Source organism: Mycobacterium sp. 23 (assembly GCF_048287075.1).
Taxonomy (GTDB): Bacteria; Actinomycetota; Actinomycetes; order Mycobacteriales; family Mycobacteriaceae; genus Mycobacterium; species Mycobacterium gordonae_B.
Window position 1 is genome coordinate 6,872,342 of the sequence record NZ_JBLVUX010000005.1, and the last position, 15,468, is coordinate 6,887,809.

Genomic DNA, 15,468 nt, shown 5'->3' on the forward strand with positions numbered 1-15,468 from the left:
GGTTCAGGCGGTCCGATCGGTGGCCAGGCGGGCCAGTTCGGACAATCCGGCTTTGGCCGTGGCGCTGATCGGCGCCGCGGACAGTGTCGTCAACGCACGTCGGGTGAGGTCGGTGATGCGGTTCTCCGCGGCGGCCAGGGCGCCCAGATCTTCGATCACCGTGCGCAGTTCACACACCTGGGCGTCGGTCAACTCGGTGCCGACCGAGGTACGCAACAGGTTGGCCGCCGCCGGGTCTGACTCGTCGGCCAGCTGGGTGGCCTCGGCCAGCAGCACGGTGCGCTTGCCCGAACGCAGATCGTCGCCGGACGGTTTGCCCGTCACCTCGGGATCGCCGAACACACCCAGCACGTCGTCACGGAGCTGGAACGCCACCCCGAGGTCGGTCCCGAATTGGTTGAAGGCCGCCATCACCTCGGGCCGGTCGGCGGCGGCGGCCGCCCCCAGTTGCAGTGGCCGGGAGACGGTGTAAGAGGCGGTTTTATAGGTGGCGACGGTCATGGCCGCCGCCACCGCTTCGGCGGCAGAAGCCGGCGTCGACGCCTCGGCGACGATGTCGAGGAACTGCCCGCCAAGCACCTCGGTCCGGATGTCCGACCAGACACCCTCGACGCGGCGGCGGGCCGCGGGGCACAAACTGGCCCGCGCGATGATGTCGTTCGCCCAGGCATGGGCGATGTCACCCAGCAGGATGGCCGCCGACAAACCAAACTGCTCCGGCGCGCCACGCCAGTCGCGGTCGCGGTGCAGGGCCGCGAAATGCATGTGGGCGGTGGGCCGTCCGCGGCGGGTAGCGGACGCGTCGATGACGTCGTCATGGATCAGCGCGAAGGCGTGTAGCAACTCCAGCGCGGCGAACAGCAGCAGCGCATCCGCATCGGGTGCCTCGGCGCTCACCGCGTCCCAACCCCAGTAGGCGAACACCGGCCGCATCCGTTTGCCGCCGCTGAGCACGAAGTCTTCGAGCCAGGCGGTCAGCGTGTCGTAGTCGGCGCCGAGGAAGGCGGATTCGCTGCGACGGCCGTGCACGTACCGTCGCAGTTGCTCGGTGATGGCGCCGGCCACCTCGACGGTCGCCGATGCTTCCAGGCTCACCGGAGGTGCCCCTTTCTGCTCGGCGTGCTTCTGGCCCGACAGTGTATGCCGCCTGGATGCCGCCGGCCCGTCGGCAGCCCCCGGCGCGCTGAGGTGACCGCATCGGCCGCCCCTATGCTGTCGTGGTGACCCGGCACGGGGAGTCGGGGCAATCGCAACAGGAAGACAAGAGGAAGAGAGGAGCCGAGTGACGCTCAACACCATCGCGCTGGAGCTGGTGCCGCCGAACGTGGACGGGGGTCGGGAGAAGGCGGCAGAAGACGCGCAGAAAGTGGTGCGGTACTCGGCAGAATCGGGGCTCGACGGCCGCATCCGGCACGTCATGATCCCCGGCATGATCGCCGAGGACGACGATCGTCCGGTGCCGATGAAGCCCAAGGTGGACGTCCTGGACTTCTGGTCGATCATCCGGCCCGAGCTTCCCGGGATGCGCGGCCTGTGTACCCAGGTCACCGCCTTCATGGACGAGGCATCCCTCGGTGAGCGACTGGCCGAGCTGACCGATGCCGGCATGGAGGGAGTGGTGTTCGTCGGAGTGCCGCGGACCATGAACGACGGCGAGGGCTCCGGCGTCGCGCCCACCGACGCGCTGTCGATCTACCGCGACGCGGTGACCAACCGCGGGGTGATCGTGATCCCCACCCGGGAAGGTGAACAGGGCCGCTTCAACTTCAAGTGCAACCAGGGCGCCACCTACGGCATGACCCAGTTGCTGTATTCCGACGCGATGGTGGATTTCCTCGCCGAGTTCGCCCGGGAGACCGACCACCGGCCGGAGATCCTGCTGTCGTTCGGTTTCGTGCCGAAGATGGAGACCCGCGTCGGTTTGATCAACTGGCTGATTCAGGATCCGGGCAACGCGGCGGTGGCCAGCGAGCAGGAATTCGTCAGGCAGTTGGCCGGCAGCGAACCCGAGCAGAAGCGCCGGCTGCTGGTGGACCTGTATAAGCGGGTGGTCGACGGAGTGGCCGATCTCGGCTTCCCGCTGAGCATTCACTTCGAGGCGACGTACGGCGTGTCGGCCCCGGCGTTCGAGACGTTCGCCGAGATGCTCGCCTACTGGGCCCCGGACCGCGGCTAGCCGATCGTCGCGACCCGCAGCGACCCGCTACGCCGCTCGGGCGATCGCGATTAGCCGGAACTCGTCTTATCGCCCGAGGCGGTGAACCGGGGTGAGCGGTCCCGGCTGACCCAGGCCAGCATCGCCACCACTCCGGCCGCCGCGAACGACGCGATGCCCAGCCAGATCCCCGCCCCCGTGAACGACCGGGTGTTGGGGTCGGTGTAGCGGGCCTGCGCGGTCATGGTGCTGACCACGCCGGGTTTGAGCTTCCACTGCACGACCTCGGGTTCGATCCGGTCGCCGTTGGTAGAGGTGACCGTGCCCGGGAACGCGACGGTCAGCTCGACGTCGGCATCGGGGTCGGTCAGCGAGGTCAGGTCGGCCCGGCCTTCCAGGATCACCAGGTTGCCGTTGCGGCGCAGCGAAAGGTTCACGCCCGCGGCGTCTGGGTTCATGTGGGCCAGTTGCGGCAACTCGGCGAACGTCAGGTCGGAGAAGACTGCCTGGGAACCGACATAGCCGTCGCTGTCGTAGTTGGAGACGGCGACCTTCTGGCTGAACGGCAGGTTCGTGTCCAGCTGCGGCCCGGTGTCCTTGTTGTTCTTCGGTTTTGCCGCGGCGATGATCTCGCCGGACACCTGATCGTCGGGCGAGATCGTCAACGACGCCCGTACCCGCAGGCAGCCGGTGGCCAGCGGCACCAGCATCAGCAGCATCAGAATGGCCAGCACGCGGCGCCGCCGGGCAGTAAATCCGCGGGCTGGAAGCGGAGGAGAGCTGGCTCGCACCAGGTCATCGTGCCAGACCCGGTGCCACCCGTGGGCGAGCCGCCCGATTAGAGGGGCAGAGCGCGGCCCAGAATCGCGAAGGCCCGCGGATCCCCGGCGAAGTAGTAGCTGCGGATGACGTCGGTGAAACCGAGCCGCCGGTACAGCCGCCAGGCGCGGTTGGCCTCGCCGTTGTTCTCCGGGGTGGACAGCAGGACGTTGTTCTCGTCGCGGCCCGCGAGCAGGCGCCGGGTCAGGGCCTCACCGAGACCACGCCCCTGAGCGCGCGGGTGGATGTGCAGCTCGGTGAGTTCGAAATAGCTGTTCATCAGCCGGTCGATGGCCTGCGGCGGAAAGCCGCTGCGTTGCAGGCCCAGGACGACCTGCTGTTGCCACCACTGGCCGGGTGCCCCCGGGTAGCCGTAGGCGATGCCGACGAGCGGCGCGCTGCGCAGCTCGGCCTCCGAGCCGGGGGTGGCCGCGTCGTCGGCGACCTCGACCGCGGCGACCGCCTTCCAGCCGCGCCGCCGGGTGTGCTCGAGCCACATGCCGGCCCGCTGATTCTCGGTGCCTCGGGGATAACGCATCGCATCGACATAGACACTCAGAGCGTCGCCGAGGCGGCGCTCCATCTCTTTGGCCGGCAAATCGATGAGGAATGTCGCCAACGTGCGGGTGTCCTTTTGATCGTCTGCGGATGAGCTCCGGGTTGTTCCAGTATCGGACGAAGCGTTCGGGCAGCCACGACTGGGCGCGGGACGGCCCGGTTTGACGGGTCGGGTTGCGGCCGATCATGTCGCGCTATCGCAGCCGGGATAGAATCGCCTGCGAACCAGTGGTACGGCGCAGATTGACCTCGTATCATTGTGGTTAATTGCCCTAACAAGGGCCCGGGCTACCGGTGGTTACGTGACAGTGTGTCGGCAAGGAGGGACGAATGCCACTCTCCGATCATGAGCAGCGAATGCTCGATCAGATCGAGAGCGCTCTCTACGCCGAGGATCCCAAGTTCGCGTCAAGTGTGCGCGGCGGCGGCTTCCGGGCGCCGACCGCACGCCGCCGCCTGCAGGGCACGGCGTTGTTCGTCGTGGGACTGGGCATGCTGGTTTCCGGGGTGGCGTTCAAGGCCACGATGATCGGCAGCTTCCCGATCCTGAGTGTGCTCGGCTTCGTCGTGATGTTCGGCGGGGTGGTGTACGCGGTCACCGGCCGGCGGTTGTCCGGCCGGCCGGACACCACGGGGCCGACGGCGGGTTCGTCGCGGCAGCGTCGTTCCAAGGGCGCGGGCGGCTCCTTTACCAGTCGCATGGAGGACCGCTTCCGGCGTCGTTTCGACGACTAGGCCCACGCGGTAGGTTCGTCACGGGGTAGCCCTTCGGGCTGCCCCGTTTTTGTTTGTGTACTCGGCAGCTGACACGGTTGCAGACCCGGCGGCGTCGACACGCCATCCACGCCGGGTGACGCCATCTCGTGCCCCACTTGTAGCGCATCTGTGTCCATGGCGCCCCACTGCGCCCCACCTGCCCCCCGAAGCGCCAAATATGGGCTGTGACATCGGGTTTCATGTAACACCAGCGGTGTGCCGGGTACCTCTGAAACGACCGCTGGCCCTGCCGGGGTGGGAAAACGCCACTCCGGGACGCGCGGAGGGGGTGTTTATGGGGCGAAGTGGGGGGTTGTGGGGTATGGTGGCCGAAGTGTTTGGGTGAGAAGCAAGTTGGAGGTGCCCCAGTGTTTCTCGGCACCTACACGCCCAAGCTCGACGACAAGGGGCGGCTCACGCTGCCGGCCAAATTTCGCGACGCACTGGCAGGGGGGTTGATGGTCACCAAGAGCCAAGACCACAGCCTCGCCGTCTACCCGCGGGCGGAGTTCGAGCAGCTGGCGCGCCGGGCGAGCAAGGCGCCGCGCAGCAACCCGGAGGCGCGCGCGTTCCTGCGCAACCTCGCCGCCGGCACCGACGAACAGCATCCCGACGGACAGGGCCGGATCACTCTGTCGGCCGACCACCGTCGTTACGCCGGCCTGTCCAAGGACTGCGTGGTGATCGGCGCCGTCGATTACCTCGAGATCTGGGATGCGCAGGCGTGGAACAACTATCAGCAAATTCATGAAGAGAACTTCTCCGCGGCCAGCGATGAAGCACTCGGCGACATCTTCTGAGGTGCATGCCTGTGCACCGTGGTCTCTGCCCGAACCGACCCTGGCGTACTTCCCCAACGCCAGGTGCGTCTCGGACAGGGGCCTCGGTGCACGGACAGCACGGCAAGCAGCCCCTGGCGGCCTGAGCGGGAGAGGTGTCGCGGTGCCTGACTCCGATTCCGGCGCAAGCGATTTCGGCCATGTCCCGGTCATGGCACAGCGGTGTGTCGAGCTGCTCACCCCGGCGCTGACCCGACGCCACTCCGACGGCGCCGACGCGGTCCTGGTCGATGCCACACTCGGTGCGGGCGGGCATGCCGAGCGGTTTCTGACGGAACTGCCGGGCCTGCGCCTGATCGGACTCGACCGCGACCCGAGTGCTCTGGACATCGCCCGCGACCGGCTGGCGCAGTTCGGTGAGCGGGTCACCCTGGTGCACACGCGATACGACGGCATCGCCGCTGCGCTCGACGAATGCGGTTACGGCACAGTGGAATCCGTCGACGGAATCCTGTTTGACCTCGGGGTGTCGTCGATGCAACTCGACCGCGCCGAGCGCGGCTTCGCCTACGCCAAAGACGCGCCCCTGGACATGCGGATGGACCCGTCGTCGTCGCTGACGGCGGCTGACATCGTCAACACCTACAGCGAGGCAGAGCTGGCCGACATTCTGCACCGCTACGGCGAGGAGCGCTTCGCCCGTCGCATCGCCGCGCAGATCGTTCGCCGCCGCGCCCGTACCCCGTTCACCTCGACCGGCGAGCTGGTGGCTTTGCTCTACGAAGCGATACCGGCCCCGGCCCGGCGCACCGGCGGGCACCCGGCCAAACGCACCTTCCAGGCGCTGCGCGTCGCCGTCAACGACGAACTGGAATCCCTGCGCAACGCCGTTCCCGCCGCACTGGAGGCACTCGTGCTGGCCGGCCGCATCGTGGTGATGGCCTACCAGTCCCTGGAGGACCGCATCGTCAAGCGTCTGTTCGCCGACGCCATCGCCTCCCGCACCCCGCCGGGCCTCCCGGTGGAACTTCCCGGCCACGGGCCGCTGTTCCGGTCGCTGACTCACGGAGCGGAGAAAGCGGACGCGGCCGAGGTGGAACGCAACCCGCGCAGTGCCCCGGTCCGGTTGCGGGCCCTGCAACGAATCGAGCACGCGAGGGGGAAGGCACAGGCATGAGCGCAAAGCGCGAGGCAACGAAACGCCGCGAGAGCGAGCGTCGCGGCCGGCGAGCCGCTGCCGCTCGTCCCGGCACCATGGACGCACCGGCACGCCGAGGCCGGGGCCGATCCGGAAAGCCGCCGGCGCCCAGCCGTGAGGCCCGGGTCCCGCGGTCCGGTCCGCAGACCAGCCCGATGACCCGGCCGGTCGACCGGCCGGCGCGCGCCAAGAACACCAGTCAGGCCAAGGCCCGGGCGAAGGCGCGGAAGGCCAAAGCGCCCAAAGTCATTCGGCCCAAGCTCACCGAGCGACTGGCCACCAGGATCAGTCAGATCGATCTGCGGCCGCACACCCTGTTGAGCAGGATCCCGTTCGTGGTGTTGGTCATCGGGGCGCTCGGCATCGGGCTGGGCCTGACCCTCTGGTTGTCCACCGATGCCGCCGAGCGTTCCTACAAATTGAGTGACGCCCGCGAGCGGACCCGCATGCTGCAACAGCAGAAGGAGGCGCTCGAACGCGATGTGCGGGAGGCGGAGTCCGCGCCGGCACTGGCCGAAGCCGCCCGCAAGCAGGGCATGATCCCGACCAGGGACACCGCCCACCTCGTGCAGGCGCCCGACGGCAACTGGGTCGTGGTCGGCACGCCGAAACCGGCGGACGGCATCCAGCCGCCGCCGCTGAACGCCAAGCTGCCCGACGAGGCACCGCCGGCACCGCCGAAACCGGCTGTGACTCCGCCGGAGGTGGCGGTGCGCGTGCTGCCGCCCTCCGGTGACCCGACTCAACCGGGCCGGGGAGGCCCGCAGGTGCTGCTTCGCGGGCCCGACGGTTCGGCGACGCTGAATCCCGGCTTGCAGGCGCCGGTGCCGGGTCAGGTTCCCACCGCGCCGGGTCAGGTTCCCGCGGTGCCGGGTCAGCTTCCCGCGGTGCCCGGGCAAGTCCCCGCAGTACCGGGACAGATCCCCGCGGTACCGGGCCAGGCCGCGACCGTTCCCGGTCAGGTGCCGACCGCGCCGGGTCAGCTGGACGTGCACGGGCCGTTGTTGTCCTTCCCCGATCAGATGCCGGCTCAGTTGCCTTCACCGTTGCCGCCCGCGGCGACGGTGCCCAACCCCGTGCACGATGCACCGCCGGCTCCGGGAGTGCCGGCGCCACCGCCGGCTAACACCGAACAACCCGCTCCCATCGCACCCCCAGCACCCCCCGCGGCGCCGGCGACTCCGGGGATACCGCGATGAGTCGCGGCGAACCGGGGCGCGAGCGTGGTCCCCGTCGGCCGCGCGAGGACCAGGGTCCGGCCAAGCGCCGCCGCGACCGGTCCGCGGCCGAGGTCCCGGGCGCCAAGCGGGCTCGGAAACCCAAGGAAGCCAACAAGTCTCGCGCCACCGCACGGCCTGAGATGGGGCACTCGGCGACCCAGCGACGCACCCGGCAGGTGGTGGAGGTGACCAGCCGCGGTGCGTCGTTCGTCTTCCGTCACCGGGCGGGCAACGCCGTGATCCTGGTGCTGATGGTGGTGGCCATCACCCAGCTGTTCTACCTGCAGGTGTCCAACGCCTCGGAACTCAACGCACAGGCGGCCGGTCAGCTCAAGGTCACCGACGTCGAGCGGGCGATCCGCGGCGCCATCATCGACCGCCACAACGACCGGCTCGCGTTCACCATCGAGGCGCGCGCGCTGACCTTCCAGCCCAAGCGGATTCGCCAGCAGCTCGAGGACGCCAGAAAGAAAGTCCCGAGCGCCCCCGATCCTGATCAGCGGCTGAAGGACATGGCCAAAGACGTGGCGGGCAAGCTGAACAACAAGCCGGACGCAGCCACCCTGCTCAAGAAGCTGCAGAGCAACGAATCGTTCGTGTACCTGGCTCGTAACGTGGAACCTGCCATCGCTCATGCCATTTCGGCCAAATACCCCGAGGTCGGTTCGGAGCGTCAGGACCTGCGTCAGTATCCGGGCGGGTCACTGGCCGCCAACATCGTCGGCGGCATCGACTGGGACGGCCACGGGTTGCTCGGCCTCGAAGACTCGCTGGACGCCATGCTGGCCGGCACCGACGGTTCGGTGACCTACGACCGCGGCTCAGACGGTGTCGTCATCCCCGGCAGCTACCGCAACCGGCACAAGGCGGTCCACGGTTCCACCGTCCAGCTGACCCTCGACGACGACATCCAGTTCTACGTCCAGCAGCAGGTGCAACAGGCGAAGAACGTGTCGGGAGCCCACACCGTCTCGGCGGTCGTGCTGGACGCCAAGACCGGCGAAGTGCTGGCCATGGCCAACGACAACACCTTCGACCCGTCGCAGGACATCGGTCGCCAGGGCGACCGGCAACTGGGCAACCTGCCGGTGTCCTCGCCGTTCGAACCCGGCTCGGTCAACAAGATCATCACCGCGTCCTCGGTCATCGAGTACGGCCTGTCCAACCCGGACGAGGTGCTGCAGGTACCCGGGACAATCAACATGGGCGGCGTCACCGTGCACGACGCCTGGGATCACGGCGTGATGCCGTACACCACCACCGGTGTGTTCGGAAAATCCTCCAACGTCGGCACCCTGATGCTGGCGCAGCGGGTGGGCCCGGAGCGCTTCTACGACATGGTCCGCAAATTCGGGCTGGGCCAGCGCACCGGCGTCGGGCTGCCCGGTGAAAGCGCCGGCCTGGTGCCGCCGATCGACCAGTGGTCGGGCAGTACTTTCTCCAATCTTCCTATCGGCCAGGGCGTTTCGATGACGCTGCTGCAGATGGCCGGCATGTACCAGGCCATCGCTAACGACGGGGTGCGGATTCCGCCGCGGATTCTCAAGGGAACCATCGCCGCCGATGGCTCACGCACCGACGAACCGCGTCCGGAGGGCGTGCGGGTGGTCTCGGCACAGACCGCCCAGACCGTGCGGCAGATGCTGCGCGCGGTGGTGCAGCAGGATCCGATGGGTTACCAGCAGGGCACCGGACCGGCGGCCGCGGTACCGGGGTATCAGATGGCCGGCAAGACCGGCACCGCCCAGCAGATCAACCCCGGCTGCGGCTGCTACTTCGACGACGTCTACTGGATCACCTTCGCCGGCATGGCCACCGTCGACAACCCCCGCTACGTCATCGGCATCATGATGGACAACCCGCAACGCAACGCCGACGGCACTCCCGGGCACTCGGCGGCACCGCTGTTCCACAACATCGCGGGCTGGCTGATGCAGCGGGAGAACGTGCCGCTGTCGCCCGATCCGGGACCGCCGTTGACGCTGCAGGCGATGTAGGGCGGGCCGCGCAGCTCATTTCGTCGAGTGGATATATGGGTTTCGGCGAAAACCCGCCCGGATTCGGGTCGGTTTTGCATACTGTCAACCGCTTACTCGTGGCCAGGCAGGAGATGTCGGATGTCGTTTGTAATCGTTACCCCAGAACTGCTGGAGACGGCGACGCAGCAGTTGGCGCGTCTGGGGACCTCGTTGCACAGCGCCAATGCCGCCGCCTCGGCGACGACTACCGAAATCCTGTCAGCCGGTGCCGACGAGATCTCGGCGGCGGTCACCGCGATATTCAGCGGTCACGGCGTGCAGTACCAGTCGTTGAGCGCCGTCGCCGCGCAGTTTCACCAGAGCTTTATGCAGACGCTCAATGCGGCCGGTGGCGCGTACGCGGCGGCGGACGCGGCAAGTGCCTCGCCGTTGCAGGCGGTGCAAGACGGCGTCCTGAGTGTGGTGAACGCCCCGACTCAGGCGCTGTTGGGCCGTCCGCTGATCGGGAACGGCGCGAACGGCACGGCGGCCAACCCCAACGGTGGTGCCGGTGGACTGCTGATCGGCAACGGGGGCAACGGTTTCAGTTACAACAGCGGGTTGAACCCGCAGAACGGCGGCAGCGGCGGCGCCGCCGGGTTGATCGGTAATGGTGGGGCGGGTGGGACCGGCTTGCGCGGCGGGGTGGGCGGCGCGGGTGGCAACGGCGGATGGTTGATCGGTAACGGTGGTGCGGGTGGCGCCGGTGGAGAATCGGTGCTTTTTGACAGTGGCGGAGCGGGTGGGGCCGGTGGTAACGCCTCACTCATCGGGTGGGGCGGAGCCGGCGGTGCGGGTGGCAACGCCGGAGGAGGGATCGGCGGGGCCGGCGGCGCCGGTGGTGCCGGCGGAAGGCTGGTCGCCATCGGAGGCGCTGGCGGTGCGGGCGGATACGGCTATGTCGGTGGGGGCACCGGCGGCGTCGGCGGCGATGCCGGTGGTGCCCTCCTCGGCCTCGGCGGTGCCGGTGGTGCGGGTGGAACCGGCTTTATCGCCGGCGGTGCCGGTGGTGCCGGTGGTGCCGGTGGCGGTTACCTCTTCGGACTCGGCGGTGCGGGCGGGGCCGGCGCAACGGCCTTCGATGCGACCGGCGTCGGCGGTGCTGGGGGTGCTGGTGGTGCCGCCGGTGTGCTGGGCGGCTACGCGCAGGGCGGTGTCGGTGGAGCGGGTGGATCTGGCCCTGCCGGTGGCGGTGCGGCCGGTATGGGCGGCACCGGCGCTGTGTTCCTGGGCACAGGGGTGGGAGGTGCCGGCGGTATCGGCGGTGCGGTGGCCCCCACCGGGCCGGGTGGCATGGGCGGTGGCGGCGGGACGGGCGCGGCGATTTTCGGCCTGGGCGTCGGCGGTGTCGGCGGCGCGGGCGGCTACAGCAACAACGGCGCCGGTGGCGTCGGTGGTGCGGGCGGCCAGGGCGCAAATGTCGCGGGACTTGCGGTCGGCGGTGCGGGCGGTGCCGGTGGCGGCAGCGTTGGTCAGAGCGGCAATGGCGGTGACGGCGGCGACGCCGGCGGCCTGTTCACGGTTGGTTTTGCCGGAAACGGCGGCAACGCCGGCTTCGGCAGTGGCGCTGCCGACGGTGGCGCGGGCGGCAACGTCGGGGCGTTCACCCAGGGCTCCTTTGCCCAGACCTTCTTCGGCAACGGCGGTGACGGCGGCAACGGTGTCAACGGCGGTGCGGGCGGCGCCGGCGGCAGCGGGGGGCTGATTCTCGGCAAGCCCGGCCAGAACGGATCGTCATAGTTCCGTAGCGCTCCGCGCGGGCGCGGCTCTACGCGGTGACCGGGTGCCTCTCGATAGGGTGTCAGGGCCGATCATGGCGATCCCTGACCATCTGCGCTCGGACGGAGGTGCTGCCCGTGGCGGAGTCGACGCCCGCTGGGCTGCGCCCGCACGTCATCGCCGGCGTTGCGCTGTCCACGCTGGCCGCGCAGATCGGCGCGCCATCGCCCCCCGGGCCCGATGTGACGGTGACCGGCGTGACGCTGCGCGGCCAGGACGTCCAGCCCGGCGACCTGTTCGCCGCGCTGCCGGGATCCACCACGCACGGCGCCCGGCATGCCGGCGACGCTATCGGGCGCGGAGCGGTCGCGGTGCTCACCGATGCCGACGGGGTCACCGAGATGGGTCCGCACGCGGCGGCAGTGCCGGTCCTGGTGCACCCGGCACCGCGCAGCGTGCTCGGAGGACTGGCCGCGACCGTGTACGGCCGCCCGTCGGACCGGGTCACCGTCATCGGCATCACCGGCACTTCCGGCAAGACCACCACGACATACCTGGTCGAAGCGGGTCTGCGGGCCGGCGGACGGGTGGCGGGCCTGGTCGGCACCATCGGCATCCGCATCGACGGCGCGGACATCCCCAGCGCGCTCACCACGCCGGAGGCCCCGGCGTTGCAGGCGCTGTTCGCCGCCATGGCCGAACGCGGCGTCGACACCGTCGTGATGGAGGTGTCCAGCCATGCGCTGGCCCTGGGGCGGGTGGACGGGACCGAGTTCGCCGTCGGTGGTTTCACCAATCTGTCGCGCGATCACCTGGACTTCCACCCGACCATGGCCGACTACTTCGAGGCCAAGGCGCTGTTGTTCGACCCCGCCTCGGCCCTGCGCGCCCGCCGGGTCGTGGTGTGCGTCGACGACGAGGCTGGTCGTGCGATGGCGGGGCGGGCGGGTGATGCGATCACCGTCAGTGTCACCGGGGAGCCCGCACACTGGCGCGCCCGCGACGTCACGCTCTGCGGTCCGGCCGGCCAGGAATTCACCGCCGTCGATCCCTCCGGCTCCGAGCACCGCATCGGCATCAATCTGCCGGGCCACTACAACATCGCGAATTGCCTTGTGGCGCTGGCACTTCTGGATGCGGTCGGGGTTTCGCCCGCGCAGGCCGCACCGGGTCTGCGGGAAACCCGGGTCCCGGGGCGCCTCGAGCAGATCGACCGGGGACAGGACTTCCTCGCGCTGGTCGACTACGCGCACAAGCCGGGCGCGTTGCGCGCGGTGCTGAGCACCCTGGTGCGGCCGGACCGCCGCTTGGCGGTGGTCTTCGGCGCCGGTGGCGACCGGGACCCGGGCAAGCGGGCCCCGATGGGTGCGGTGGCCGCCGAACTCGCCGACCTCGTCGTCGTCACCGATGACAACCCGCGCAGTGAGGATCCGGCCGCCATCCGCCGCGAAATCCTCGCGGGCGCAAAAGAAGCGCGTTCACAAGCGGAGCTGGCCGAGATCGCCGACCGGCGCGAGGCGATCCGTTACGCCGTCGGCTGGGCCCGCCCCGGAGACGTGGTGCTGATCGCCGGCAAGGGCCACGAGACCGGCCAGCGCAGCGCCGACGAGGTGCGTCCGTTCGACGACCGGGTGGAACTCGCGGCGGCTCTCGAGGCCCAGGGAGGCCGGCCGTGATCGACCTGACCGTGGCCCAGATCGCCGACATCGTCGGTGGCACCCTGACCGACGTAACCCCGGAAGTGGCCGCGACCACCCGCGTCACCGGGACAGTGGAATTCGACTCCCGCGCCATCGGCCCGGGCGGCCTGTTCCTGGCCCTGCCCGGCGCCCGCTCCGACGGGCACGACCACGCCGCATCCGCCGTGTCCGCCGGCGCCGTGGCGGTGCTGGCCGCCCGGCCGGTCGGCGTACCCGCGATCGTCGTACGGCCGGAGGCCGCCGCCGACGATCGGGCCTCGGTACTCGAGCACGACGCCGACGGGTCGGGTGCCGCAGTGCTGGCCGCGCTGGCCAAGCTGGCCGCGGCGGTGGCCGCCGAGTTGACGTCCGGTGGCCTGAGGATCATCGGGATCACCGGCTCGTCGGGCAAGACGTCGACCAAGGACCTGGTGGCCGCGGTGCTGCGGCCGCTGGGCGAGGTGGTTGCACCACCGGGCTCGTTCAACAACGAACTGGGTCATCCCTGGACGGTGTTGCGGGCAACGCGGGACACCGATTTCCTGATTCTGGAAATGTCGGCCCGCCACCCCGGCAATATCGCCGCGCTGGCCGATATCGCGACCCCGTCGATCGGCGTGGTGCTCAATGTCGGCACCGCGCATCTGGGCGAGTTCGGCTCCCGGGAGATCATTGCCCAGACCAAATCCGAGCTGCCGCAATCTGTTCCGTCATCCGGTGTGGTCATCCTCAACGCGGACGACCCGCTGGTGGCGGCGATGGCCGACGTGACCGCGGCCCGGGTCGTCCGGGTGAGTCGCAATTCCGGCCCCGAAACCGAGGGCGTGTGGGCCGGGCCGGTGACACTCGACGAGCTGGCCAGGCCCCAGTTCACGTTGCACGCGGGCGCCGAACAGGCCGAGGTTCGGCTCGGCGTCTACGGCGAGCACCAGGTCAGTAACGCGCTGTGCGCGGCCGCGGTCGCACTGGAGTGCGGCGCGAGCGTGGAACAGATCGCGGCGGCGCTCGCCGCGGCGGGCCCGGTGTCGCGCCACCGCATGCAGGTGAGCACCCGCGCCGACGGCGTGACCGTCATCGACGACGCCTACAACGCCAACCCCGAGTCGATGCGGGCGGGTCTGCAGGCGCTGGCCTGGATCGCCCACGGGGAGACTCATCCGCGACGCAGCTGGGCGGTGCTGGGTGAGATGGCCGAACTCGGCGAGGATGCAATAACCGAGCACGACCGCATCGGCCGGCTCGCGGTGCGATTAGATGTGTCTCGACTCGTTGTCGTGGGAAGCGGGAGGTCGATGAGCGCCATGCACCAGGGTGCGGTGATGGAGGGCTCGTGGGGGGAGGAAGCCGTCATGGTGGATGACGCCGACGACGCTCTGGCCCTGCTGCGCGCCGAGCTGCAGCCCGGAGACGTGGTGCTGGTCAAGGCGTCCAACTCGGTCGGGCTCGGGGCGCTGGCCGACGCACTGACCGCCGAGGGCGCACGCCCGTGAGGCAGATCCTGATCGCCGTAGCCATCGCGGTGACCGTGTCCATCCTGCTGACTCCGGCGCTGATCCGGCTGTTCACCCGGCAAGGGTTCGGTCACCAGATCCGCGAGGACGGCCCACCCAGCCACCAGACCAAGCGGGGTACGCCCTCGATGGGCGGGGTGGCGATTCTGGCCGGCATCTGGGCCGGCTACCTGGGCACCCACTTGTTCGGGCTGGCCTTCGACGGTGAAGGGATCTCGGCGTCGGGCCTGTGTGTGCTCGGCCTGGCCACCGCCCTGGGCGGGGTCGGTTTCATCGACGACCTGATCAAGATCCGCCGGTCGCGGAACCTGGGCCTGAACAAGACGGCCAAGACGGTCGGGCAGATCACCGCCGCCGTGCTGTTCGCCGTGCTGGTGCTGCAGTTCCGCAACAACGCCGGCCTGACGCCGGGCAGCGCGGATCTGTCCTACGTGCGCGAGATCGCCACGGTCACCTTCGCCCCCGGGCTGTTCGTGTTGTTCTGCGTGATAGTGGTCAGTGCCTGGTCGAACGCGGTGAACTTCACCGACGGGCTGGACGGCCTGGCCGCCGGTTGCATGGCGATGGTCACCGGCGCCTACGTGCTGATCACCTTCTGGCAGTACCGCAACGCCTGCGTCACCGCGCCCGGCCTGGGCTGCTACAACGTGCGCGACCCGCTGGACCTGGCGCTGATCGCGGCCGCCACCGCGGGCGCCTGCATCGGTTTCCTGTGGTGGAATGCGGCCCCGGCCAAGATCTTCATGGGCGACACCGGGTCGCTGGCTCTGGGCGGCATCATCGCCGGGTTGTCGGTGACCAGCCGCACCGAGATTCTCGCCGTCGTGCTGGGGGCGTTGTTCGTCGCGGAAGTCACCTCGGTCGTGCTGCAGATCCTCGCCTTCCGGACCACCGGGCGCCGGGTGTTCCGGATGGCGCCCTTCCACCACCATTTCGAGCTGGGCGGCTGGGCGGAAACTACGGTGATCATCCGGTTCTGGCTGCTCACCGCGATCAGCTGCGGCCTGGGCGTCGCCCTGTTCTACGGCGAGTGGCTGTCCACGATCGGTGCCTGAC

The 15,468-nt window shown here is 69.5% G+C and carries 13 protein-coding genes; 10 read left to right on the top strand and 3 right to left on the bottom strand.

What is annotated here, in order from left to right:
• Positions 1-3 precede the first annotated feature (3 nt).
• The gene (gene idsA2 / locus ACNQS7_RS32460) at positions 4-1,065 is read right to left on the bottom strand and encodes a bifunctional (2E,6E)-farnesyl/geranyl diphosphate synthase (RefSeq protein ID WP_418016249.1); all 1,062 of its coding nucleotides are present in this window, start codon (positions 1,063-1,065) and stop codon (positions 4-6) included.
• Positions 1,066-1,282: 217 nt separating this feature from the next.
• On the opposite strand from idsA2, the gene ACNQS7_RS32465 reads away from it, so the two are divergent.
• Complete coding sequence (locus ACNQS7_RS32465) at positions 1,283-2,176, top strand: mycobacterial-type methylenetetrahydrofolate reductase (protein ID WP_418015791.1); 894 nt, start codon at positions 1,283-1,285, stop codon at positions 2,174-2,176.
• 50 nt (positions 2,177-2,226) lie between these two features.
• On the opposite strand, the gene ACNQS7_RS32470 is transcribed toward ACNQS7_RS32465, so the two are convergent.
• Both ACNQS7_RS32470 and ACNQS7_RS32475 read right to left on the bottom strand, forming a co-directional pair.
• Complete coding sequence (locus tag ACNQS7_RS32470; RefSeq protein ID WP_418016250.1) at positions 2,227-2,874, bottom strand: LppM family (lipo)protein; 648 nt, start codon at positions 2,872-2,874, stop codon at positions 2,227-2,229.
• 119 nt (positions 2,875-2,993) lie between these two features.
• Positions 2,994-3,593 (bottom strand): GNAT family N-acetyltransferase, encoded by a 600-nt coding sequence (locus tag ACNQS7_RS32475; RefSeq protein ID WP_055578972.1) that lies wholly within the window; start codon positions 3,591-3,593, stop codon positions 2,994-2,996.
• Between the two features lie 269 nt (positions 3,594-3,862).
• On the opposite strand from ACNQS7_RS32475, the gene ACNQS7_RS32480 reads away from it, so the two are divergent.
• The 9 genes from ACNQS7_RS32480 to mraY all read left to right on the top strand — a co-directional run bounded on the left by ACNQS7_RS32480 (position 3,863) and on the right by mraY (position 15,467).
• Positions 3,863-4,267: a DUF3040 domain-containing protein gene (locus tag ACNQS7_RS32480; protein WP_418015792.1), complete on the top strand. Its 405-nt coding sequence runs from the start codon at positions 3,863-3,865 to the stop codon at positions 4,265-4,267.
• 389 nt (positions 4,268-4,656) lie between these two features.
• Positions 4,657-5,088 (top strand): division/cell wall cluster transcriptional repressor MraZ, encoded by a 432-nt coding sequence (gene mraZ / locus ACNQS7_RS32485; protein ID WP_055577515.1) that lies wholly within the window; start codon positions 4,657-4,659, stop codon positions 5,086-5,088.
• A gap of 1 nt (position 5,089) precedes the next feature.
• Entirely contained in the window at positions 5,090-6,244 is a 1,155-nt protein-coding gene (rsmH, locus tag ACNQS7_RS32490) for a 16S rRNA (cytosine(1402)-N(4))-methyltransferase RsmH (protein ID WP_418016251.1), read from the top strand.
• Positions 6,241-7,464, top strand: a complete 1,224-nt coding sequence (locus ACNQS7_RS32495) for a hypothetical protein (protein WP_418015793.1) — start codon at positions 6,241-6,243, stop codon at positions 7,462-7,464. Before rsmH ends, ACNQS7_RS32495 begins: the two co-directional genes overlap by 4 nt.
• Positions 7,461-9,482 carry a peptidoglycan D,D-transpeptidase FtsI family protein gene (locus ACNQS7_RS32500; RefSeq protein ID WP_418015794.1) on the top strand — a complete coding sequence of 674 codons (2,022 nt, stop codon included), beginning with the start codon at positions 7,461-7,463 and terminating at the stop codon, positions 9,480-9,482. The genes ACNQS7_RS32495 and ACNQS7_RS32500 overlap by 4 nt, the downstream gene beginning before the upstream one ends.
• A gap of 120 nt (positions 9,483-9,602) precedes the next feature.
• On the top strand, positions 9,603-11,243 hold the full coding sequence (locus ACNQS7_RS32505) for a PE family protein (protein WP_418015795.1): 1,641 nt from the start codon (positions 9,603-9,605) through the stop codon (positions 11,241-11,243).
• Between the two features lie 83 nt (positions 11,244-11,326).
• Positions 11,327-12,898: a UDP-N-acetylmuramoyl-L-alanyl-D-glutamate--2,6-diaminopimelate ligase gene (locus tag ACNQS7_RS32510; RefSeq protein ID WP_418016252.1), complete on the top strand. Its 1,572-nt coding sequence runs from the start codon at positions 11,327-11,329 to the stop codon at positions 12,896-12,898.
• Entirely contained in the window at positions 12,895-14,391 is a 1,497-nt protein-coding gene (locus ACNQS7_RS32515; protein WP_418015796.1) for a UDP-N-acetylmuramoyl-tripeptide--D-alanyl-D-alanine ligase, read from the top strand. Before ACNQS7_RS32510 ends, ACNQS7_RS32515 begins: the two co-directional genes overlap by 4 nt.
• On the top strand, positions 14,388-15,467 hold the full coding sequence (gene mraY, locus ACNQS7_RS32520; RefSeq protein WP_055579962.1) for a phospho-N-acetylmuramoyl-pentapeptide-transferase: 1,080 nt from the start codon (positions 14,388-14,390) through the stop codon (positions 15,465-15,467). Before ACNQS7_RS32515 ends, mraY begins: the two co-directional genes overlap by 4 nt.
• Position 15,468: the final 1 nt, after the last annotated feature.